The sequence below is a fragment of the Paraburkholderia haematera genome, from assembly GCF_905220975.1.
In the GTDB taxonomy this organism is placed as follows: domain Bacteria; phylum Pseudomonadota; class Gammaproteobacteria; order Burkholderiales; family Burkholderiaceae; genus Paraburkholderia; species Paraburkholderia haematera.
The window spans coordinates 392,901-413,309 of the sequence record NZ_CAJNBK010000001.1; the positions used below are offsets into that span (position 1 = coordinate 392,901).

21 protein-coding genes, 1 tRNA gene and 1 riboswitch are annotated in these 20,409 nt (G+C 62.1%); of the genes, 2 read left to right on the forward strand and 20 right to left on the reverse strand.

Annotation, left to right across the window (positions count from 1 at the left end; all coding sequences use genetic code 11):
- Positions 1 to 35 precede the first annotated feature (35 nt).
- The 6 genes from KHO23_RS01790 to KHO23_RS01815 form a co-directional block, all read right to left on the reverse strand.
- Positions 36 to 716 carry a deoxynucleoside kinase gene (locus KHO23_RS01790; RefSeq protein ID WP_211609076.1) on the reverse strand — a complete coding sequence of 227 codons (681 nt, stop codon included), beginning with the start codon at positions 714 to 716 and terminating at the stop codon, positions 36 to 38.
- Positions 713 to 1,261, reverse strand: coding sequence for a 2-amino-4-hydroxy-6-hydroxymethyldihydropteridine diphosphokinase (gene folK, locus KHO23_RS01795; RefSeq protein ID WP_211609080.1), 549 nt, complete (start codon positions 1,259 to 1,261; stop codon positions 713 to 715). The genes KHO23_RS01790 and folK overlap by 4 nt, the downstream gene beginning before the upstream one ends.
- A gap of 48 nt (positions 1,262 to 1,309) precedes the next feature.
- Positions 1,310 to 2,890, reverse strand: a complete 1,581-nt coding sequence (gene pcnB, locus KHO23_RS01800) for a polynucleotide adenylyltransferase PcnB (RefSeq protein ID WP_211609084.1) — start codon at positions 2,888 to 2,890, stop codon at positions 1,310 to 1,312.
- Entirely contained in the window at positions 2,887 to 3,573 is a 687-nt protein-coding gene (locus KHO23_RS01805; RefSeq protein WP_211609086.1) for a histidinol-phosphatase, read from the reverse strand. The genes pcnB and KHO23_RS01805 overlap by 4 nt, the downstream gene beginning before the upstream one ends.
- On the reverse strand, positions 3,566 to 4,327 hold the full coding sequence (hda, locus tag KHO23_RS01810) for a DnaA regulatory inactivator Hda (protein ID WP_211609091.1): 762 nt from the start codon (positions 4,325 to 4,327) through the stop codon (positions 3,566 to 3,568). The genes KHO23_RS01805 and hda overlap by 8 nt, the downstream gene beginning before the upstream one ends.
- 93 nt (positions 4,328 to 4,420) lie before the next feature.
- Positions 4,421 to 5,497, reverse strand: a complete 1,077-nt coding sequence (locus tag KHO23_RS01815; RefSeq protein WP_211609094.1) for an AI-2E family transporter — start codon at positions 5,495 to 5,497, stop codon at positions 4,421 to 4,423.
- A gap of 110 nt (positions 5,498 to 5,607) precedes the next feature.
- On the opposite strand from KHO23_RS01815, the gene purM reads away from it, so the two are divergent.
- Positions 5,608 to 6,663 (forward strand): phosphoribosylformylglycinamidine cyclo-ligase, encoded by a 1,056-nt coding sequence (purM, locus tag KHO23_RS01820; protein WP_211609098.1) that lies wholly within the window; start codon positions 5,608 to 5,610, stop codon positions 6,661 to 6,663.
- A gap of 70 nt (positions 6,664 to 6,733) precedes the next feature.
- Here purM and miaA read toward each other — a convergent pair whose 3' ends face one another.
- Together miaA and mutL are read right to left on the reverse strand one after the other, a co-directional pair.
- Complete coding sequence (gene miaA / locus KHO23_RS01825) at positions 6,734 to 7,693, reverse strand: tRNA (adenosine(37)-N6)-dimethylallyltransferase MiaA (RefSeq protein ID WP_211609106.1); 960 nt, start codon at positions 7,691 to 7,693, stop codon at positions 6,734 to 6,736.
- Positions 7,694 to 7,736: 43 nt separating this feature from the next.
- On the reverse strand, positions 7,737 to 9,788 hold the full coding sequence (mutL, locus tag KHO23_RS01830; RefSeq protein ID WP_211609108.1) for a DNA mismatch repair endonuclease MutL: 2,052 nt from the start codon (positions 9,786 to 9,788) through the stop codon (positions 7,737 to 7,739).
- A gap of 172 nt (positions 9,789 to 9,960) precedes the next feature.
- Here mutL and KHO23_RS01835 point away from each other — a divergent pair, with 172 nt between their 5' ends.
- Positions 9,961 to 10,632, forward strand: coding sequence for a DedA family protein (locus KHO23_RS01835; RefSeq protein WP_211609110.1), 672 nt, complete (start codon positions 9,961 to 9,963; stop codon positions 10,630 to 10,632).
- Between the two features lie 176 nt (positions 10,633 to 10,808).
- Here KHO23_RS01835 and KHO23_RS01840 read toward each other — a convergent pair whose 3' ends face one another.
- The 12 genes from KHO23_RS01840 to ydfG form a co-directional block, all read right to left on the reverse strand.
- Complete coding sequence (locus KHO23_RS01840) at positions 10,809 to 11,621, reverse strand: mechanosensitive ion channel family protein (protein WP_211609112.1); 813 nt, start codon at positions 11,619 to 11,621, stop codon at positions 10,809 to 10,811.
- Positions 11,622 to 11,814: 193 nt separating this feature from the next.
- Positions 11,815 to 12,186: a hypothetical protein gene (locus KHO23_RS01845; protein ID WP_211609114.1), complete on the reverse strand. Its 372-nt coding sequence runs from the start codon at positions 12,184 to 12,186 to the stop codon at positions 11,815 to 11,817.
- A gap of 301 nt (positions 12,187 to 12,487) precedes the next feature.
- Positions 12,488 to 13,150, reverse strand: a complete 663-nt coding sequence (locus KHO23_RS01850; RefSeq protein ID WP_211609116.1) for a TonB-dependent receptor — start codon at positions 13,148 to 13,150, stop codon at positions 12,488 to 12,490.
- A gap of 224 nt (positions 13,151 to 13,374) precedes the next feature.
- Positions 13,375 to 13,450: transfer RNA gene (locus KHO23_RS01855), tRNA-Lys, on the reverse strand.
- 210 nt (positions 13,451 to 13,660) lie between these two features.
- Positions 13,661 to 14,410 carry a tol-pal system protein YbgF gene (ybgF, locus tag KHO23_RS01860; protein WP_211609818.1) on the reverse strand — a complete coding sequence of 250 codons (750 nt, stop codon included), beginning with the start codon at positions 14,408 to 14,410 and terminating at the stop codon, positions 13,661 to 13,663.
- Between the two features lie 19 nt (positions 14,411 to 14,429).
- The gene (pal, locus tag KHO23_RS01865) at positions 14,430 to 14,939 is read right to left on the reverse strand and encodes a peptidoglycan-associated lipoprotein Pal (protein ID WP_035552920.1); all 510 of its coding nucleotides are present in this window, start codon (positions 14,937 to 14,939) and stop codon (positions 14,430 to 14,432) included.
- A 32-nt stretch (positions 14,940 to 14,971) separates the two neighbouring features.
- Positions 14,972 to 16,264 (reverse strand): Tol-Pal system beta propeller repeat protein TolB, encoded by a 1,293-nt coding sequence (tolB, locus tag KHO23_RS01870; RefSeq protein ID WP_211609120.1) that lies wholly within the window; start codon positions 16,262 to 16,264, stop codon positions 14,972 to 14,974.
- Positions 16,265 to 16,403: 139 nt separating this feature from the next.
- A complete protein-coding gene (tolA, locus tag KHO23_RS01875; RefSeq protein ID WP_211609122.1) occupies positions 16,404 to 17,420 on the reverse strand; it encodes a cell envelope integrity protein TolA in 1,017 nt (338 codons plus the stop codon).
- Positions 17,417 to 17,860 carry a protein TolR gene (gene tolR, locus KHO23_RS01880; RefSeq protein ID WP_211609125.1) on the reverse strand — a complete coding sequence of 148 codons (444 nt, stop codon included), beginning with the start codon at positions 17,858 to 17,860 and terminating at the stop codon, positions 17,417 to 17,419. The genes tolA and tolR overlap by 4 nt, the downstream gene beginning before the upstream one ends.
- Before the next feature lie 10 nt (positions 17,861 to 17,870).
- Entirely contained in the window at positions 17,871 to 18,548 is a 678-nt protein-coding gene (tolQ, locus tag KHO23_RS01885; protein ID WP_074285341.1) for a protein TolQ, read from the reverse strand.
- Positions 18,549 to 18,703: 155 nt separating this feature from the next.
- Positions 18,704 to 19,183, reverse strand: a complete 480-nt coding sequence (gene ybgC / locus KHO23_RS01890; protein ID WP_211609819.1) for a tol-pal system-associated acyl-CoA thioesterase — start codon at positions 19,181 to 19,183, stop codon at positions 18,704 to 18,706.
- A 70-nt stretch (positions 19,184 to 19,253) separates the two neighbouring features.
- The gene (gene ydfG / locus KHO23_RS01895; protein WP_211609127.1) at positions 19,254 to 20,000 is read right to left on the reverse strand and encodes a bifunctional NADP-dependent 3-hydroxy acid dehydrogenase/3-hydroxypropionate dehydrogenase YdfG; all 747 of its coding nucleotides are present in this window, start codon (positions 19,998 to 20,000) and stop codon (positions 19,254 to 19,256) included.
- Between the two features lie 238 nt (positions 20,001 to 20,238).
- Positions 20,239 to 20,347: riboswitch (ZMP/ZTP riboswitch) on the forward strand.
- Positions 20,348 to 20,409 lie beyond the last annotated feature (62 nt).

A 20,409-nucleotide genomic window follows, 5' to 3' on the forward strand; every position in this document is an offset into this window, starting at 1 on the left:
GGGGAAATCCGTTGGAAAAAGAGGGGGCGCGCCGCTTAAAGCGACGTGCCTTTGACAAAGAATTCCTTGCGGCCACGCATGGTTTCGATGCGTTCGGCGAGTAGCGCAAGGTCCGCGTCCGAGTCGAGCGGATTCAGATGTTCAGCATTGACCGTCAGCACGGGCGCGCGGTCGTAGTGGTAGAAAAACTCGTTGTAGGCGTCGCAAAGCGCGTGCAGATACGCGTCGGAAATCTGCAGTTCCATGGGTACGGCCCGCTTCTGGATGCGGGCGAACAGCACTTCGGGACTGGCTTGCAGGTAGACCACGAAATCCGGTGCCGGCGCGCTCACCTCGAGTCGCGCGGCGAGGGCGCGATACAGATGCCACTCGTCTTCCTGCAGAGTCAGACGCGCGAAGATGTCGTTCTTCTGCGTCATGAAATCGGCGATAAGCGGGATGCCTGCCACATGCGCGGCCGCCACCTCCTGGGCCTGCTGCGCGCGCTGCAACGCGAAGTGCAATTGTGCGGGTAGCGCATAACGCGCGGTGTCGCGATAAAAGCGTTCGAGGAAGGGATTGCCCTGTGGGCGCTCGAACTGCTCCTGCATCGACCAGCGCTGTGCGAGCCGCCGAGCGAGCGAGGTCTTGCCGACGCCGATCGGCCCTTCGATCGCGATATAGCCGAAGGGCGGCCGTAGTTGCGGCGCGGTGACGGTGAGCGGTGGCGAATTCATTCGCAACGGCCCTTGTCCCCAGCGGGGGCGCCGACAGCCAATGCATTAAGCATTGGGCACTGGCAGGAGCCCTTCACTTTCTCGATGCGTTGCTCGCTCACGCCGTCAAGCAAGGCCGCGGCACGGCCGTATTGCGGGATGATCAGCGCCGCGTCGATCTCGACGAGCGGCACGAGCGCAAAGGCGCGTTCGATCAAACGCGGATGCGGCACGATCAGATCGGCTTCGTCGATCGATTGATCGCCGAAAAGCAGGATGTCCAGATCGAGCGTGCGCGGGGCGTTGCGAAACGGCCGTTCACGGCCGAACTGATGCTCGATCTTGTGGCACAGCGCAAGCAGATGCCGCACGGGGAGCGTCGTGTCGACCTTCACGACGCAGTTGAAATAATCGTCACCACCCGCGTCGATCGGGGCGGTGCGATACAGGCTCGACTTGGCGAGCACGGTGATGGTGTGCTGTTGGGCCAGGCACACCACCGCGTCTTTCAGGGTCTGGCGCGCGTCCCCGAGATTCGCGCCGAGGCCGAGATAAGCAACCGTCATGGCATAACTTCCTGCAACTATCGTTCGACGGCAACCGCCAACGCCGTGTCAGTCTTCGTGCGAGCCGTCATGGCCCGCGTCGTTGGCTGTGCGTTCTGGCGTGCCGCCCTCCATTCCCTCGCCCGGTTTGCGGGTTCTGGCGCCACTGCTGCGCCGCCGTCGTTTTCTGGGGCTCCGGTCCTTCCCGCCTTGCGTAAGCAACGTCTCACGCGCAGCGACGTCTCCTTCAATGAACTCCGTCCACCACGCACCGACCGACTCTTCGAGTTCGCCCGATTCGCAGCGCAACAGGAGGAAATCATACCCCGCTCTAAATCTTTGGTGTTCCAGCAGCTTCAGCGCGCTTCTTCCCGAGCGTTTCTCTAGGCGCAGCTGCAGCCCCCAGATCTCGCGCATATCCGACGAAAAGCGCTTGTGGATCGCGAGCTTCTCGGTTTGCATGTCGAGGACTTCGTCCATCGCGCGATGCAGGGCCGGCACCGGATATTCGCCGTTCGCTTCAAATTGTTGCCAGCGCGTCTGAACGTCGTGCCACAGCAGCGTGGCGAACAGGAAGCCCGGCGAAACCGGCTTGCCGGCGCGCACGCGGGCGTCCGTATTGGTCAGCGCAAGCGTGATGAATTTCTCGCCGATCGGCTGCTCCAGCACCACGTCGAGCAGCGGCAGCAGGCCGTGATGCAGGCCTTCCTGGCGCAGACGCTTCAAACAGGCAAGCGCGTGGCCCGACAGCATCAGCTTGAGCATTTCGTCGAACAGACGGGCGGCCGGCACGTTGTTGATCAGATCGGCCATTTTGGTGATCGGCGCGCGGGTCGTGTCTTCGATTTCGAAGTCGAGCTTGGCGGCAAAGCGCACCACGCGCAGCATGCGCACCGGATCCTCGCGATAACGCGTGGCCGGGTCGCCGATCATGCGCAACAGACGCGCGCGCATGTCGGCCATGCCGTTGTGATAGTCCAGCACGGTTTGCGTGGCCGGATCGTAGTACATCGCGTTGATCGTGAAGTCGCGGCGCGTGGCGTCTTCGTGCTGTTCGCCCCAGACGTTGTCGCGCAGCACGCGGCCGCTGGCGTCCACCGCATGCGTGCGGCGGTCGAGCTCGTCGCGCTTCAGACGGCGCGGCGGTGCTGCGTCGGCTGCGGGCGGATCGACCAGCGCGCGGAACGTCGAGGTTTCGATGATTTCCTGGCCGAACTGCACGTGCACGATCTGAAACCGGCGGCCGATGATGCGGGCGCGGCGGAACAGTTTCTGCACCTGTTCGGGCGTGGCGTCGGTCGCGACGTCGAAGTCTTTCGGCTTGATCCCGAGCAGCAGATCGCGCACCGCACCGCCGACGATAAACGCGCGATGCCCAGCTTCCTGCAGGCCCTCGGTGACGCGAATCGCGTTCCTCGAGATCAGCGACTGATCGATGCCATGCACGTCGTGCGGAATGATGACCGGCACGTCGGGGTCCTGCACGGCTTTGGTGGCTGGGCGTGCCGGTTTGCGGCGCGCCTTGCTGGCGCCGGACGCGTTGCGTGCCGGCGCCGAGCCGGCTTCGTCTGCTTCGGCTTCGGCGGGCGTGGTGTCGTCAGCGGGCGCCGAGTCCTGGCCGAATAGCTTGCGGATAAGTTTTTTGATCACGAGGGTTGAAAGAGTTCGAGGATGCGCCAGCCTTTGGCCTGCGCATGGGCGCGCAATGTTTCGTCGGGATTGGTCGCGATCGGATCGGTGACCTTTTCGAGCAGCGGGATGTCGTTGTGCGAGTCGCTATAGAAATAGCTGTGCTCGAAATCGCTCCAGGTCTTGCCGAGGGACGCCAGCCACGCCTCGGTACGGACAATTTTGCCTTCTTTGTAGCTCGGCGTGCCGGTGGGGCGGCCGGTATACGGCGAATGCGGCTGGCCGTCGACGGTTTCCGCTTCGCAGGCGATCAGCGCATCGACGCCGAACGCCTGTGCGATCGGGCGGGTGATGAATTCGTTGGTTGCCGTGACCACGCAGCAGAGATCGCCGGCTTCACGGTGCTCCCTGACCAGCTCCAGCGCGACCGGGAAGATCGCCGGCTTGATCACTTCATGCATGTACTGCGCGTGAAGGTCGGCAAGCTGTGCGCGCGTGTACTTCGAGAGCGGCGTGAGCATGGCGATCAGATACGCGTGAATGTCCAGCTTGCCGGCTTTGTAGTCGGCGAAAAAGCGGTCGTTTTCGCGGGCAAAGTTTTCCGCGTCGACCATGCCTTGTTTCACCATGAAGCGGCCCCATTCGTGGTCGCTGTCGGTGGGAATGAGGGTGTGGTCGAGGTCGAAGAGTGCGAGGTTAGCCATGGGGGCCTATTTTACTTGAAGCGGCGGGCGAAGCGGATGAGGCGGGTGCCGTTCGCCGATCGTCGGCGTCAGGCGAGGCTAGCATGGTGCGTAGAAGCGGCAGCGTGACCGCGCGTTTCTGTTCGAGCGAAAAGCGGTCGAGCGCGTCGAGCAACGCCATCAGGCTTGGCATGTCGCGGCGAAAGTGCGTCAACAGGTAGGCGGGGACGTCGTCGGCAAGCATGATGCCGCGCTCGCGCGCCGCGTGCTTCAGCACCGCGGCCTTTCCTTCGTCCGGCAGGGGCGCGAGGTGGAATACGAGGCCCCAGCCGAGGCGCGTGCGCAGATCTTCGCGCACCGTCATGCCGATCGGCGGCGCATTGCCCGCGGCGACGAGCGCGCTGGTGGGGTGCGCGCGCACTTCGTTGAACAGGTTGAAGACGGCAATCTGCTGCGCCGCGGACAGGCCGTCGCAATCGTCGATCGCATAAAGCGCGACGCGCGGGTCGAACGTGAAGGCGGCGAGGCTGCTCTGCGGACCGGCAAAGCGCGCATGGCCCGGCGGCGCTTCGTGGACCAGCGCCTGCAAAAGATGGGTGCGGCCGCTGCCGCTTTCGCCCCAGACGTAGAAGGTGCGATCGGCCACTGGCCCGGCCGCGAGCGCATTGTCGAGCTCGCGCAGCCGCGTGACCAGCTCGGCGTTGGCGCCGGCGAAGAAATTGTCGAATGTCGATGGCGGCGGGGTGCCGAGATCGAGCGTCAGTTGACGAAGCACAGTAGGTTAATGCCGAAAATGGGGCTTAGGCCGCAAATGGCCCGAACTTCGGGCCCTGAAACGTCAAGGAACAGTCAATGAGCAGTCAGTGACTCAGTTGTTGTAAAGCGTGCTCGCCAGATAGCTTTGACGCAACTCGCGCATCGCTACCGACAGAATCGCGCTGACCGGCAGCGCCATCAACACGCCGAAAAAGCCGAACAACTGACCGAACGCGAGCAACGCGAAGATGACCGCGAGCGGGTGCAGGCCGATCCGTTCGCCGACGAGGCGTGGCGTGAGATAAAAGCTCTCCACGATCTGGCCGACGCCGTAAATCACCGCGACCGCGCCGAAGCCATACCAGTCGCCGAACTGCAGCAGTGCCGCGAGCAGCGCCAGCGCGAGCCCGGTTGCAAAACCGATGTACGGGATGAACACGGCGAGGCCCGTGAAAATACCCACTGGCAGCGCGATCTCGAAGCCGGCGACGGTCAGCGCAATCGCATAATAGACCGCGAGCACCGCCATCACGAGCAACTGGCCGCGCAGGTATTGCGACAGCATCAGGTCCATGTCGCGCGCGAGCTGCAGCGTCTTTTCGAGCCAGCGGCGCGGCACCACGATCTGCATGCGGGCGAGCATGCGGTTCCAGTCGTACAACAGATAAAACAGCACGAGCGGCACCATTACGAGGTTGCCGACCACCGTCATCATCAGGTTGCCGCTGGTGCGGATCGAAGTCCATGCATAAAGCGCGACCTGCTGTGCGCTGCCTTCGAGCTGCCCCATCACGAGATCGCGGATACTGGCGAAATCGAGCGAGTCGGCGAGGCCCATCATCGCAAGCTTGGGTTGCAACCAGGCGCTCGCGTGCGCAAACAGCACGGGCACCTGCTGCTTCAACTGCGGACCTTCTTTCTGGATGACGGCCAGCACCAGCAGCACGAGCATTGTCATCAGCAACGAAAACAGCAGCATCATCAGCAAGGCGGCGAGTCCGCGCGGCACACGCCGGCGAACCATCCACGCGACGCCCGGTTGCAGAATGTACGCGAGAATGGCACCTAGCAGGAACGGTGTGAGGACTGGACTCAGTAGCCAGAGCAAAATGCCGACAACCAGTGCGATTGCCAGCCAGATGAAAGCGCGGCGCTGTACAGGTGTCAGGATCGAGGAGTTCTGTTGCAAAATTGTTTCCCAGGTGTCGTCGCGACCGGAAGATTCAGGCTGATGCAAATTCCAGCCAGACGGCCGGCATCGGGTAAAATCGCATTTTACCGACCTTCTTGCCCTTCCCCATGAATCAACCGAAATCCGCCCCTGACGCTCAAGGTTTGTCGTATCGCGACGCCGGCGTGGACATCGACGCGGGCGACGCCCTTGTCGATGCGATCAAGCCCTTTGCCAAAAAGACGATGCGCGACGGCGTGCTGGGTGGCATCGGCGGGTTTGGCGCGCTGTTCGAAGTGCCGAAGAAGTACAAGGAACCGGTGCTGGTTTCGGGCACGGACGGCGTCGGCACCAAGCTGCGTCTCGCGTTTCAGCTGAACAAACACGACACGGTCGGCCAGGATCTGGTGGCGATGAGCGTGAACGACATTCTGGTTCAGGGCGCCGAGCCGCTGTTCTTCCTCGATTATTTTGCTTGCGGCAAGCTGGACGTCGGCACCGCGGCAACGGTCGTGAAGGGTATCGCACATGGCTGCGAACTGTCCGGTTGTGCGCTGATCGGCGGCGAGACGGCTGAAATGCCGGGCATGTATCCGGACGGTGAGTACGATCTGGCCGGTTTCGCGGTCGGCGCGGTGGAAAAGAGCAAGATTATCGACGGCAGCACGATCGCCCCGGGTGATGTGGTGCTGGGTATGGCTTCCAGCGGTATCCATTCGAACGGTTTTTCGCTGGTGCGCAAGATCATCGAACGTGCGCAGCCTGATCTGAATGCGGATTTTGATGGCCGAACGCTCGCTGACGCGTTGATGGCGCCTACGCATATTTACGTGAAGCCGTTGCTGGCCTTGATGCAGCAGATCGCTGTCAAGGGTATGGCGCACATCACCGGCGGCGGGCTGGTCGAGAATATTCCGCGCGTTCTGCGTGAAGGTCTGACGGCTGAGTTGGATCACAACAACTGGCCGATGCCGCCGCTGTTCTTGTGGCTGCAGAAGCACGGTGGCGTGGCGGATGCGGAAATGCACCGCGTGTTCAACTGCGGGATCGGCATGGCGGTGGTTGTTGCTGCCGCTGATGCCGACGCTGCGATCGCGTCTTTGTCGGCGGCTGGCGAGCAGGTCTGGAAGATCGGCGTGATTCGCGAGAGCGCGGCCGGCGAAGCTCAGACGATCGTCGTTTAACCAGCCAGTTTGAAAGCAGGCTGGTTGCCTGCGCGGCGTACAGAAGGTTCGCGCCGCGCGGGTAGAAGCTTCACATCATCGCTTCAATCAAGCTGACGACCTGCGCAGTCGCGCCGGGATCGCAGCAATCAACCACCACCCGCTCCGTCATGCTGCGCAACCACGTGAGTTGCCGCTTGCACAATTGCCGGGTGGCAAAAACCCCTTTATCGCGCATGGTCGAGTAGTCGACGGCTCCGTCGAGATATTCCCAGACCTGCCGGTATCCCACGCAGCGCATGGACGGCATCTCGGGCAGTAAATCCCCGCGCTCGCGCAATGTTACGACTTCGTCGATAAAGCCGTTGGCCAGCATGGCGTCGAAGCGCTTTTCGATGCGAGCATGCAGCACGCTCCGCTCGGATGGTTCGAGCGCGATAGGCACAAAGCGCCACGCCAGAGCGGCGTCGTCCGTTCGAGCGGGCGCGGCCAGCAAAGCCGACATTGCTTGCCCAGTCAGCATGAAAACCTCGAGCGCCCGCTGAATTCGCTGCGAATCGTTTGGCGCGAGGCGCGCAGCCGTAATGGGATCGACAGCGGCGAGCCGCGCATGCAGCGCCGGCCAGCCTTCGCGCGCGGCGTCGGCATCGAGCGTTGTACGCACGTCGGCATCGGCGGCGGGCAGGTCGTTCAGTCCCTGCGTGAGCGCTTTGTAATACAGCATGGTTCCGCCGACCAGCAAGGGCAGCCGCCCGCGCGCGCTGATCTCGCCGATCAGGCGCAACGCGTCGCGGCGAAATTCCGCCGCTGAATACGCGTCCGCCGGATCGACGATATCGATCAGATGATGCGGCGCCACCGCGCGTTCTTCCGGCGTCGGCTTGGCGGTGCCGATATTCATCTCGCGATACACCAGCGCCGAATCGACACTGATAATTTCCACCGGCCGCCGTGCGGCCAGGGCCAGCGCGGCAGCGGTTTTACCGGATGCGGTCGGACCGAGCAGACATGGGATCGGCGCGGGAGTGCTTGACGTGTTCGAGGAGGTCATAGGCAAAATGGCGCGCGCCGGATAAGCGTAATCAGGCGCACCGTCATTGCCCACGCATGAACAGCCGATCGAGATCGGACATCGTCAATTGATACCAGGTCGGACGCCCGTGATTGCATTGGTCGGCGCGCTCGGTCGCCTCCATCTGGCGCAGCAGCGCGTTCATTTCGTCGAGCGTCAGACGCCGGTTCGCGCGCACCGCGTGATGGCAGGCGAGCGTGCCGAGCAGCTCGTGCTGACGCTCAGTCAACACACGGGAACCGCCGAACGCATGCAGGTCGGAGAGGACCGCGCGTGCCAGCGCCTGCAGATCGGCGTCTTTCAGCAACGCGGGCACGGCGCGGATCGCGAGCGTGGTCGGCGATAGCACGGCGAGATCGAAACCAAGTGCGTCCAGCGTGTCGCGTTCTTCTTCGACCGTGCCGATTTCGATCGGATCGGCCTGCATCGTTTGCGGGATCAGCAGCGGCTGCACGGCGATCGTGCGATCGGCCAGAGCGTTCTTGAACTGCTCGTACAGGATGCGTTCGTGCGCGGCGTGCATGTCCACAATCACGAGCCCATGTGCGTTCTGCGCGAGCACATAGATGCCGTGAATCTGGCCGAGCGCGAAGCCGAGCGGTTGCTCGTCTGAGGCATTGAACGCGGGCGATGCGTATGGCGCCGAGGTGTTGTACGGGGACGGCGTTTCCGCAGCCGAGTCGCGCGCTTCGAACAGCGTCGCGCCTTCCGCTGTGCCGGCGTTCGTGTCTCTACGGCCAAAAAGCGCGTCGTAGAACGCTAGCGGCTGTGCGACCGGCAGCGTGCCCTGCGTCATGCGCGCCTGACGCATCCACGTGTTGCCGGGTTGCGAGGAGCCGAAGCCGTTGCCCGTCCCGCCGCCGAAGCCGCCTGCACCGCTGCCGAAGCCTCCGCCCAAGCCTGCGCCGCTTCCCGCGCCCGCACCGCCGAGCGGCGTCGCGCCGAACGAAGCCGGCCCACCCGTCGATGCTTCCAGATGCGCCGCATGCCCACCGGCAGTTGTCTCTGGAGACGCGCCCGCGTGCCGTGCCAATGCACGCTGCACGGCATGAAACACGAACTGGTGAATCGAGCGGGAATCGCGAAACCGTACTTCGATTTTGGACGGATGCACGTTCACATCGACTGCTTCTGGCGGCAGGTCGAGAAACAGCACATAGGACGGGTAGCGGTCGCCGTGCAGCACGTCTTCGTAGGCGGCGCGCACGGCGTGCGTGAGCAGCTTGTCGCGCACGAACCGGCCATTGACGAAGAAATACTGCTGATCGGCGCGTCCGCGGCTCGCGGTCGGTAGGCCCGCGCAGCCGTAGACGGCGAGCGGGCCGGCGGATTCGTCGAGCGGCAAATGAGCCGTCGCAAAGGTTTCGCCAAGAATCTTGGCGACCCGCGCGGGCGGCTCGCTGGCGTTCCAGTGTTCGACCGCCTTACCATTATGCAGAACGGAAATCGCCACATCCGGCCGCGCCAGCGCGGCACGGCGAATCTGTTCGAGGCAATGGCCGAGTTCGGTCTGCTCGCTTTTCAGGAATTTGCGGCGCGCGGGCGTATTGAAGTACAGCTCGCGGACTTCGATCGTGGTGCCCTGCGTACCGGCGGCGGGACTCAGCACACCCGTTTGCGCGTCGACGCGCACGGCGTGCGGCGCGTCGGCAGTGCGGCTCGTGATGCTCATCTGCGCGACCGACGCAATCGACGCCAGCGCTTCGCCGCGAAACCCCAGCGTGGCGACCGCTTCCAGTTCGGCAAGCGAGCGGATCTTGCTGGTCGCATGGCGCATCAGCGCGAGCGCGAGTTCGTTTTCGGGGATGCCACAGCCGTCGTCGGTGATCGAAATGCGTTTGACGCCGCCTTCGTCGAGCAGGATGCGCAGGGTCTGGGCGCCGGCATCGAGCGCATTTTCCAGCAATTCCTTGACCACCGAGGCTGGCCGCTCGACCACTTCGCCGGCGGCAATCTGGCTGATCAACTGATCGGGTAGGGGCTGGATCGCCCGCAACGGGCGTGGGACGGGCGCCGCGGCGGGAACTGCGGCCGCGTCGGCGGTGCCGGCAGGCGTTTCGGAGAATTCTGACATGGCGAAATTATAGCGATTCGGCGCGAGCAGTTTTTTAATCGCACCCGGGCACTTTCGGTATGATGACGCGGTCAATTTCCGGCAGCGAGCACGCGCTCGCCGCTCATCGCCCGCAAGGCTTTTCGCGCGGCCGCTCCCGCTACGGTCACATTCGCTTAATAAAGGACGCTTTTTGGACACGTTGCTACACTTCGTCAACCTTGTCTTGCATATCGACAAGTTTCTGGGCGACTTCATTCACGTGTATGGCACCTGGGTCTATGCGGTGCTGTTTCTTATCGTGTTCTGTGAAACCGGGCTGGTCGTTCTGCCCTTTCTGCCGGGCGATTCCCTGCTGTTCATCGGCGGCGCTTTCTGCGCAAGCGGTGAAATGAATCTCGGCCTGCTGATCGTTCTGCTGCTTGTTGCGGCGGTCGCCGGCAATACGGTCAACTACATGATTGGGCGGGCCATCGGACCACGGGTGTTCAATTCGCACATCCCTTTCCTCGAGCGCTTCCTGGATCGGGCCGCGCTGCAGAAGACCCATAACTTCTATGAAAAGCATGGTGGCAAGACGATCGTGCTGGCGCGTTTCATCCCGGTGGTGCGGACCTTCGCGCCCTTCGTTGCCGGCGCCTCGGAGATGACAGTGAGCCGGTTCCAGCTTTTCAACATCCTCGGCGCGCTGTTGTGGGTATTGCTGCTGGTGTTGCTCGGCTACTTCTTCGGCAACATTCCGTTCATCCGTCAATATCTGAACGTGATCGTGCTGGTGGGTATCGGCGCGGCTGTGGTGCCGGTTGTGCTCGGCGCGCTGTGGAAGATGACGCGCAAGAACGCATCCAAGGCGGGCGGCCGCTGACACTTCAGCTAGTACGGAGCAAGACGAAAAAACGGCGTCGCGAATTTCGCGACGCCGTTTTCATTTGGTGGTCATGATTCCGTGATTCCCATGAGCCGGACCGCGGACGTTGTGCGTACCCTTGTCGCCTTAGCGAGTCACGACTTGGGTCACGGGAACCTAAACGGCATTTGCGCTCACGTCACTGCACGCGGCGCAAGCGGCGTTTCCGGTGTCGGATAGCCGGCATCCTTGAAGGTCTGAACGATCGCACGATTGGTGTCGAAGTAGACCTGCCAGTAATGCTCATTGTTTGTATAGGGCCGCACGCACAACAACGGTCCCTCCGGCGTGAAGCTAAGCACTTCGATGTCGGGCGCCGGGCTCTCGGCTACGTTCGGAATCTTCGTGACGGCCGCCTTCAACCGGCTCATCGCATCCGTGGGGTCGACGCCGTTGGCGATCTTCGCTGTCAACTCGACACGGCGCACCGGCAGTATGCTGTAGTTCGAGATTGTGTCCGAGAAGATCTTGTTGTTGCCGACGATGGTCGTCACATTATCCGGCGTCACGATGGTCGTGCCGAACAGCCCCAACTCGGAGACCGTGCCGGTTACGCCACCCGCGGTAACAAAATCGCCCACCTTGAACGGCCGCAGCACCTGCATGAAGATGCCTGCCGCGAAATGGGCGAGCAGGCCGCCCCACGCGGTGCCGATCGCAAGACCGAGACCGGCGAGCAACGCGGCGAACGAGGTAGTCTGGACGCCGAACACCTGCAGGATCGCGAGGATCAGCAGCAGGTTCAGCAGTGCGCCGAGAATCGAACCGAGGTAGTGAGCGAGTGTCGGATCGACGCGGCCGTTTTTCGACAGCAGTTTGCGAAGCAAGCCGGTGATCAGGCCAATGACCCAGCGGCCGACGATCCACAACACAATTGCACCGAGTACCTTGGTGCCGATGTCGATGCCTCGGGTCATGATAAACGCGCGTACGGTTTCGAGATCCAAGATGTTCCTCGCTGGTTAAGTTGTCTTCGACTAATTGAACGGCGGGAGTGCAATACAGCGGCGAATGCCCGGTGGCGGGTGCAAACAGTAACTCTTGATCTTCGGGAGTTATACGCGACGGCGCGTCCATTCGCAAGGTCCGTTCCTGACGATGATGCGGATTGCGTGAAGAGGAGAAAGTGCGCGCCTGGGCTTACATCGGCAGATGTGATTCGGAGTAGGGGGAGGTGCGAATGACCAGCGCGGTGTTGCTCGTTTTGGCGGGGCGCGTGCGATGCGCCGCGTATTGCCACGCCAATGCGGCAATGGCTGCCAGCACGTACGTACCGGCGCGTTCGAAGAATGCACCCGACGTGCTGAACTTGCCATAGCGGCTCTGCGCATCGGCAAACACGAGAAAGGTCAGGGCGGCATCGAGCAGCAATGCGGCCGATGCCAGCGCCACGAAAATATGCGCACCATTGAGCGCGGCGCTCGGCACAAGCCGGTTGCACAGATGACACGCGCTCAGCACGATAGTCAGCAAAGCAAGGTTCGAGACAAGGTTGAACAGAAAATTGGGCATATTGACGGAATGAAAGCGCAGGGATCTGGGGCGTTACCAGGGCGTTTGCTCACGCAGAGTGACAGCGTGATTCGCGGAATCGGCGGCGATCATTGCACGTCTTTATGTCTCAATAAATAATAATGTTCGGAGTCCGTTGTATCTGTTAGGCATCCAAAGGGCGTGATGTAAGAATGTTCCTGTGTATGCGTGTGGCATGATGAATTGCGCGGTGAGAATATTCGCGACCGTGCGAAAGTCTGTGATGAATTCGTTCAGATTTCGTCGGTGTCGCGTGTCTCTCGTGCGGCGTTTCTCGCGATTAGAAGTGGTACGAAAGGCCGATTTGCAACGTCGGATACCACCGATAGGGCGAGGCCTTGTCCCTCAGTTGTTGCAAGCCGGTCGCGATAATCTCCTGGCTCATGGCAGGACCCGCAACCTGGGCCAAGGCCGGTGACAACGTATAGGACGAGTGCGGTACGCCATAAGCGACGCCGAGATCGACCACCAGGCCAAATCCTTTGGCTGCGGGTTGCAAGCCGTAACCCACCCCCAGATAAGGCATCACGGTGGGGTACTTGACGGTGGCAGTCGCGTACTCGCCCGGAAAGGCCGGTGTGGTCTTGCCTTTGAATGTGTAGGTGCCGTTCGTTGGAGTGGAATTGCCGCTGACCTCGTCGTCCGTGAAGCGAAGACCGGCGGTGACGCGAAAGCCGCTGCTTGACCATGGGAACAGATCGCCGTAGAGGCCTCCCTGGCGAAGACGCACGCCGTCGGCATAACGATTTCCGCCTACCGTAAAGTCATGCGAAATATTGATCGCGTTGAAGTCCGCGTGCATGCCGAACCAGGACGTGACGTTCAGCGCCGCGCCAATGCCGACACCAAGCGTCCCGCCCTCCAGGAATATTTCCTGAGCGTGCGACGTTTCGATCGAGATTGCCAAACCTACTGCTACCCAGATTACTTTTGCAGTGTTCATGGGCGCCCCCCTGGGCGGTTGGGCGGACGAGGCGTCTGGCCTGGCAGCCCTGTCTTTTGGTTTTTTTGCAGCGCTCTTGCGGCGCTGTGAAGCGATCATGCTTGTGCTAGAGGGGGCGGTCTGTGGGCTGTCGAACTATTTGGGGGGATAGAGCGGAGAGGGCGGCGCGGACCGCAAAAAGAAAAGGGCTTGCGACGCTGACGCGTGCAAGCCCTTGAATCTTTTGGTAGGCCGTACGGGATTCGAACCTGTGACAAACGGATTAAAAGTCCGCTGCTCTACCAGCTGAGCTAACGACCCAAAAGAGAAGCGAAATTATAGCGATAGCGCGTACAGGCTGTCAACCCATAGCGGTAAGTCGAGTCATCCGTACTTCAGATAGTGAAAAGCCCGAGGTATCGCTACCGCGGGCTTTCCAGCGAGAGGCGCGCGTGGCTGTTGATCTGGAAACTGCGCGGCCACTGCGCGTTACATCAACTGCCAAACCTTGTACGACTACATGATCTGCGACTACTTGATCTGCGACAGCTTGCTCTGAGCCGACTGCGCGACGTCCGAGCCGCTGTACTGCGCGACGATCTGCTCCAGCGTCTTCTTGGCCGCAGCCTTCTGACCTTGCTCGAGCTGATTGTTCGCAATCGCGAGCAGTGCTTCCGGCGCACGCGGATGCTGCGGGTAGTTCTTCACCACACCTTGCCAGGTCGCCGTCGAGCCCTTGTAGTCGCGCAGCGCATACAACGCGTTGCCGAGCCAGTACTGCGCGGTCGGCTGGTAAGGGCTGGTCGGATACTTGGAGATGAAGCTACGGAACGACGCCGCCGCATTCTTGAAGTCGCCGTTGCGGAATTGCTGTGAAGCCGCATTGAACGATTCGGTTTCACCCGGCTGCACCTCGCCCTGGACGCCGTCCACCGTCTGTTGCTGCGGCTCGAATTTCTTCAGCCGCGTGTCCAGATCGGTGTAGTAATCCTTCTGCTGCTTTTGCAGCGTGGCGAGCTGGTTGCCCATATCCTCGCTCTGTCCACGCAACGTCGCGACCTGCTGATTCAGCTGGTCGAGACGGTTGGACTGATCGAGGATGGTGCGCTGTGCGGCCGACAGCTGGCTCGACAGGCTATCGGTCTTTGAACGCAGATCGAGAATGGCCTGACGGGCCTGATCGTCGTCGAACATGCCTGCATGTGCCGGCACAGCCGCGAAGGCCGTGCCCGCGACGCAGGCCGCTGCGGCAAACCGCAGCCAGGAGAAACGATGCGTCATTCGGCTCATCACCCGTTACTTACTGTTGGTACACGAGGTCGGCGCGGCGGTTTTGTGCCCACGACGATTCGTCATGACCGGTCGCTTGCGGCTTTTCCTTGCCGAGGCTCACGGCTTCCATTTGCGAGTCCGTCACGCCCATCAGCGACAGCGAACGGCGCACGGCTTCAGCACGCTTCTGGCCGAGTGCCAGGTTGTACTCGCTGGTGCCGCGTTCGTCGGTGTTGCCCTGGATCAGGACGTGACGTTGCGGATGGCTCTTCAGATATTGCGCGTGTTGTTGCAGCAGCGACTGATAGTCGTCCTTGACCGAGTAGCTGTCGAAGTCGAAGTAGATGCTGCGCTTGGCGAGCGGGCTGTTCGGATCGTTCAGCGGATCGACGTTGACCTGAGCGACATCGGTCGGATTCGGTTGCGTCGAAACTGCACCACCCTTGTTAGCGTTTTCATCGAGCTTGACGCCCGAGTGACATGCTGCCAGCGCACCGACCATCAATACGGCAAATGCGAAACGAAGTTTGGACATCATTTTGTTACTCTCCTTGTGTTATTGCATCAACGTTACTGCATAAACGGGCCCCAGGATGGCTCGCGTACGCTGCCACCCTGAACGGACAGGACCTGCCGAGTGCGACCGTCGGTCGATACTGCGGCCAACACGCCACGGCCGTTCACCTGTGTGGCGTAAAGAATGTACTGACCGTTCGCCGCGAAGCTTGGCGATTCGTCGTGTGTGGTGTCCGTCAGGCCCGTCGCCGTATTGCCTTGCAGGTCCTGGATATACAGCTTGAACCCGCCGCCGACGCGCGAGATGTAGGCGAGCTGCTTGCCGTCCGGGCTCACGCGCGGGCTGGTGTTATAGCTGCCTGTGAAGGTCACGCGTTGCGCGGCGCCGGCATTCTCGCCCTGGGCCGACATCTTGTAGATCTGCGGTTGGCCGCCACGGTCGCTGGTGAAATAGATCGACTGGCCGTCAGGAGAGAAGCACGGCTCAGTGTCGATCGAACTGCCTTGCGTCAGGCGCCGCAGGCCGCTGCCGTCCGCGTTGACGGCGAAAATCTGCGTGTTGCCGGTGCGCGAGAGCGCGACGGCCAGCGTGCGGCCATCCGGCGACCACGCCGGCGCACTGTTGTTACCCTTCTGGTCCGATACGACCACGCGACGGCCCGTAGGCAGATCGTGGATGTAGACGATCGGCTTCTTCTTTTCGAACGAAACGTAAGCGACCTTGGTGCCGTCAGGCGACCATGCCGGCGAGATGATCGGCTCGGGGCTCGACAGCGCGATATGCGCGTCCTGGCCATCCGAATCGGAAATCTGCAATTGATAACGGCCGCCGGTCTTGATGACGTACGAGAGGCGCGTGGCGAACACGCCGCGGCCGCCCATCAGCTTCGCGTAGATGTAGTCCGCGACCTTGTGCGCGCTCATGCGCAGCCCGCTCTCCGGGCTGACCAGCACGAGGCCGCCGAGGCTTTCGCCTTTGACCGTGTCGTACAGTTTGAAACGCACTTCATACTGACCGTTCGGCAAACGGTTCACGCTGCCCGACACGAATGCGTTGGCGCCCTTGGCCTTCCAGCTGCCGAGGTCGACGGAATCGGTTTCCGCGACCGGCGTGCTGCCTGCGTCGATATTCGTGAATTTCCCGCTGCGTTGCAGATCCTGACGCACGATTGTGCTGACCTGCTGCGGCGAGTTCGCTTCATTGGCGAAATTCGCCGTTGCGATCGGAAACTGGGTGGACCCGACGCCCGTCACGAGGACGTTGAGTTGTGCGTTGGCAGCGCCGCCGACGGCGATCAGGCACGACGCTACAAGTGTCCGCAGGCCTAGCTTGGTCATCAAACTCATGCTGAATGGTTTCCCCAAAAACGGTTTTACTAACACTTCATGACAGCAGAGAGACCCGCGAATATCTAATTCGTTCCCGGGTGCGCCGCGCTGGGCGGGGCGCGGCGTCCGCTGTCAACTGACTTTCAAACTGGTGCAATCAACCTGCCGGGCGCAACGTAATCTTGAAGCTGGTCGGCGTCTTCCCGTCGATGTCCTGAGGCATCGGATTGGAACGCTGGACGGCTCGCAGTGCCGCGTCGTCCCACGCCGAGTTGCCACTGCTGCGCGCGATCTGTGCGTCCAGCAGCGTGCCTGTCGGCGAGCAGCGTACCGAGATGACGGTCTCCAGACCTTCCGTTTCACCGCCCCACGAGATGTTCGGGCGCACCACGCGACGCACCTTGTCCGCGTAACCCGGCGATGTCGCCGTGCCACCCGAACCGCTACCCGTGCCGCTCTTCGCAAGCCCATTGCCGCTCGAGCCTTCGCCGCCCGCCGAGCCTTGCATCTGGGCAAGCCGCGCACGGCGTTCGACATCCAGCTTCTTGGCTTGCGCCGCAGCATCGGCCTGAGCCTTGGCTTTCGCCGCTTTCTGCGCATCGGCCTTCTTCTGCGCGTCGGCTTCGGCCTGTTTCTGCTGCTCCTGCTGCTGTTCTTTCAACTGCTGTTGCTTTTGCTGGTCGGCCAATTGCTGCTGCTTCTGCTTCTCAGCCTGTTGCTGTTGTTGCAACTGTTTCTGCTTGGTCGCCGCTGCTTTTTGCGCGGCGAGTTGCGCTGCCTGATCGGCCGCCAGTTGCTGCTGGCGCTTCGCGTCGGCTTCCTGCTGGGCTTGCAGTTTCTGCAGACGCAGCTGCTCGGCCAGTTGCGCCTGGCGAGCCGCTTCCTGTTGCTGGCGCTTCTTTTCCTGCAGCGCGATGTCGGCCTGTTCGTCAGGCAGCGGCGGGGCAGGGGCGACCGGCACGGGCGGCGGCGGGGGCTGACGCGGAATGGCCGTATCGGGGATTTCAGTCCACAGTTCGGCTTCCGCGCCGGCCGGCGTGCTGTTCTGCCACTGAATGCCGTGGTAGAGGAAGAATCCGAGCAGCGCATGCATCACCAGTGCGAACGCAAAGGCTCGCCCGGTGCCGCGTTCACGCGGAGGCTGGAGCGGGTATTCGGAATGCTTGCGGATCATTGCGATTTGACGAGCAGTCCAACGCGCTTGACGCCCTGAGCTTTCAGCTCGGACATCACATTCATCACGACTTCGTACTTCACGGTCTTGTCGGCGGCGATCACGACCGGCTGGTCAGGATGCGATTGCGCACGGTCGGCGATAAAGCCGTGCAGATCCGCCTTGGTCATGTCTTCCTGCTGCTGCGCGCCGGAATCGTCCTTGTATTTGACGCTCATATTGCCGTCCGCACGGATGTTCACGATCACGGGCGGCGTTTGCTGCTGGGGCGCGGCGCCGCCAACGGTCGGCAGATTGACGATCGACGGGGCGACGAGCGGCGCGGTCACCATGAAGATCACGAGCAGCACGAGCATCACGTCGATGTACGGCACAACGTTGATGTCGGCCATCGCGCGGCGCGAACGGCTGCCGCGCATGCTGGAGGAAGAGCCTGCCATCGTGGACTCCTTACTGTGCCTGACGCTGCAAAATGTTCGAGAATTCTTCGATGAAGGTCTCGAAGCGGATCGCCAGACGGTCGATGTCGTGCGCGTACCGGTTGTACGCGACCACGGCCGGAATGGCGGCGAACAGGCCGATTGCGGTGGCGGTCAGCGCTTCGGCAATGCCCGGCGCGACGTTCGCAAGCGTAGCCTGCTGCACGTTAGCGAGGCCGCGGAACGCATTCATGATCCCCCACACCGTGCCGAACAGACCGATATACGGGCTGACCGAGCCAACCGACGCGAGAAACGCCAGATTTGCCTCGAGCACGTCCATTTCACGCTGGAACGCGGCGCGCATGGCACGACGTGCACCGTCGAGAATCGCGCCTGAATCGTTCAGGCGCTTTTCCTTACCCTTCAGGAATTCGCGCATACCGGACTCGAAAATCCGCTCCAGTGCGCCGATCGTGTGGCGGTTGTTCGCGGCGCTCTGATAGAGCGCCTGCAGATCGCCGCCCGACCAGAAGTCGCGCTCGAAGCGTTCAGTTTGCGCGCGCGCCCGGCGGATCGCAAACCACTTGCGGAAGATGAAAGTCCACGACAGCAGCGACAGCAGAAGCAGCAGCGCCATGACGGCCTGCGCCAGAAGGCTCGCATTGAGTACGAGAGAAATGATCGACAGATCTTGTGTAGTGTTCATAAAGGTTCGTTTTAACGTCCCGGAAGGGGGCGTCCGGCTGCAAGGTCAGTCGAAGCTTGCCGTGAGCAAAACGGAAGCATCGGCGATATTGCAAGCCGAACCATGCTTTGTGTTGCTTGATCGATATGAGTTCACTGGCCCCGTAACAACGGGGTTCAGTCGTTGTCCGTTGACATCCCGCCGCCGTTCACACCCGGCCCGCGCCGCAACGCAGCGAGAACCGGTGGAGGAATCGCGGCTGGCCGCAGCCCAACGCGGTCGACACATCCGACCCGGATGACGCCGCTAGCAAGCAACGTACCGTCACGCCACGCTTCCTGCGCAAAATCGACGGAAGCACGGCCAAGACGCTCGATTCGGCTTACCACGTTGACGACATCGTCTAGCCGGGCCGGCGCCCGATAGTCGACCGCGGTGCTGCGGACGACGAAGATCGTGTCCGTTTCGTCGGCGAGCCGGTTCTGGTCGACGCCGCACGCGCGCAGCCATTCGGTGCGCGCCCGCTCGAAAAATTTCAGGTAATTCGCGTAAAACACAATGCCGCCGGCGTCGGTATCTTCGTAATACACGCGGATTGGCCACGTGAAGCCGATTTCCGTGCCGGGCTGGCTGGTCGACATATTCATGCCGCGCATTTTACCGGAACGCACACCACGAGGTCTGTTTCAAGATGTGCGCCCCGTCTGGCGGGCCTCAGCCGGGATTTCAGCCGCGATGAACGGACAAAGCGGAGAACGATTGAGCCACCGGCATCAGCTCGATCGTGTTGATGTTGACGTGGGCAGGCCGGGTGGCGATCCAGTAGATCGAGTCGGCGATATCTTCGGGCGTCAGCGGCTGCACGTTTTCGTACATTTTGGCGGCTTTTTCGTCGTTGCCGCGGAAACGCACGTTCGAGAACTCGGTGCCGCCGCACAGGCCCGGCTCGATGTTGGTCACGCGCAATGCCGTGCCGGCCAGATCGGCACGCAGATTCAGACTGAACTGGTGCACGAACGCTTTGGTGGCGCCATAGACGTTGCCGCCCGCATAAGGCCAGCTGCCGGCCGCCGAACCCAGATTGAAGATGTGACCGCGATTGCGCTCCATCATGCCGGGCAGGAGGGCGTGCGTGACCTGCACCAGGCCCGTGCAGTTGGTTTCGATCATGGTGTTCCATTCGTCGAGGCTCGCTTTTTGCGCCGGCTCGACGCCGAGCGCGAGCCCGGCGTTATTGACGAGCACGTCGAGCGCGGCGAAATCGGCGGGCAGCGAGGCCGGCACGGCTTCGACGGCGGCGCGGTCGCGCACGTCGAGTTCATACGGCAGAAGGGCGTCGCCGAGTTCGTCGGCGAGTTCCTGCAGGCGGTCCTTACGGCGCGCGGTGGCGACGACACGATGGCCGCCCTTGACGAAAGCACGAGCAATAGCGGCGCCGAATCCCGCGGACGCTCCGGTGACGAACACGATCATTGCAGTTCCCTGGCTGGTAAAAGAGAAAGGTCCCAAGCCTACTTCCAATGCGGCGCTGCGGCAAGGATGAACCAGCCGTACAAGCGGCAGCGGCAGAGACCCGGAGCGGGTTCCGGGCGTGCTTTCGTCTGACGTTTGCGCGCCGCTCGCGGCGCCGCCACGGCCGGCTTTGCAAGCGTCTGCTGGCCCGCCAGCAAGCCGGTTGCCTATTCGATCCTCTTCCAATAAACTAACGCGCTCATCCCTGCGTGACTGGCGATAGAACCGGTTCAAGCAATCGGGTTCAAGGTGGAACAACCCACCGTGAAGCGCAGGGTGCCGTTTCGCCGTTCGCCTGGGCAGCCGTGATCCGCGCGCATTGATCTGCGCTGGCGGTGGCTGTCCTGCCTCGCGTGTGCGGCGACTCTCC

What these genes read in the sequence shown, in the direction of transcription:
- KHO23_RS01790 (WP_211609076.1), bottom strand. Translation starts at nt 716, where the DNA reads ATGAATTCGCCACCGCTCACCGTCACCGCGCCGCAACTACGGCCGCCC.
- folK (WP_211609080.1), bottom strand. Translation starts at nt 1,261, where the DNA reads ATGACGGTTGCTTATCTCGGCCTCGGCGCGAATCTCGGGGACGCGCGC.
- KHO23_RS01805 (WP_211609086.1), bottom strand. Translation starts at nt 3,573, where the DNA reads ATGGCTAACCTCGCACTCTTCGACCTCGACCACACCCTCATTCCCACC.
- purM (WP_211609098.1), top strand. Translation starts at nt 5,608, where the DNA reads ATGAATCAACCGAAATCCGCCCCTGACGCTCAAGGTTTGTCGTATCGC.
- miaA (WP_211609106.1), bottom strand. Translation starts at nt 7,693, where the DNA reads ATGACCTCCTCGAACACGTCAAGCACTCCCGCGCCGATCCCATGTCTG.
- mutL (WP_211609108.1), bottom strand. Translation starts at nt 9,788, where the DNA reads ATGTCAGAATTCTCCGAAACGCCTGCCGGCACCGCCGACGCGGCCGCA.
- KHO23_RS01845 (WP_211609114.1), bottom strand. Translation starts at nt 12,186, where the DNA reads ATGCCCAATTTTCTGTTCAACCTTGTCTCGAACCTTGCTTTGCTGACT.
- KHO23_RS01850 (WP_211609116.1), bottom strand. Translation starts at nt 13,150, where the DNA reads ATGAACACTGCAAAAGTAATCTGGGTAGCAGTAGGTTTGGCAATCTCG.
- ybgF (WP_211609818.1), bottom strand. Translation starts at nt 14,410, where the DNA reads ATGACGCATCGTTTCTCCTGGCTGCGGTTTGCCGCAGCGGCCTGCGTC.
- pal (WP_035552920.1), bottom strand. Translation starts at nt 14,939, where the DNA reads ATGATGTCCAAACTTCGTTTCGCATTTGCCGTATTGATGGTCGGTGCG.
- tolB (WP_211609120.1), bottom strand. Translation starts at nt 16,264, where the DNA reads ATGAGTTTGATGACCAAGCTAGGCCTGCGGACACTTGTAGCGTCGTGC.
- tolA (WP_211609122.1), bottom strand. Translation starts at nt 17,420, where the DNA reads ATGATCCGCAAGCATTCCGAATACCCGCTCCAGCCTCCGCGTGAACGC.
- tolR (WP_211609125.1), bottom strand. Translation starts at nt 17,860, where the DNA reads ATGGCAGGCTCTTCCTCCAGCATGCGCGGCAGCCGTTCGCGCCGCGCG.
- tolQ (WP_074285341.1), bottom strand. Translation starts at nt 18,548, where the DNA reads ATGAACACTACACAAGATCTGTCGATCATTTCTCTCGTACTCAATGCG.
- ybgC (WP_211609819.1), bottom strand. Translation starts at nt 19,183, where the DNA reads ATGCGCGGCATGAATATGTCGACCAGCCAGCCCGGCACGGAAATCGGC.
- ydfG (WP_211609127.1), bottom strand. Translation starts at nt 20,000, where the DNA reads ATGATCGTGTTCGTCACCGGAGCGTCCGCGGGATTCGGCGCCGCTATT.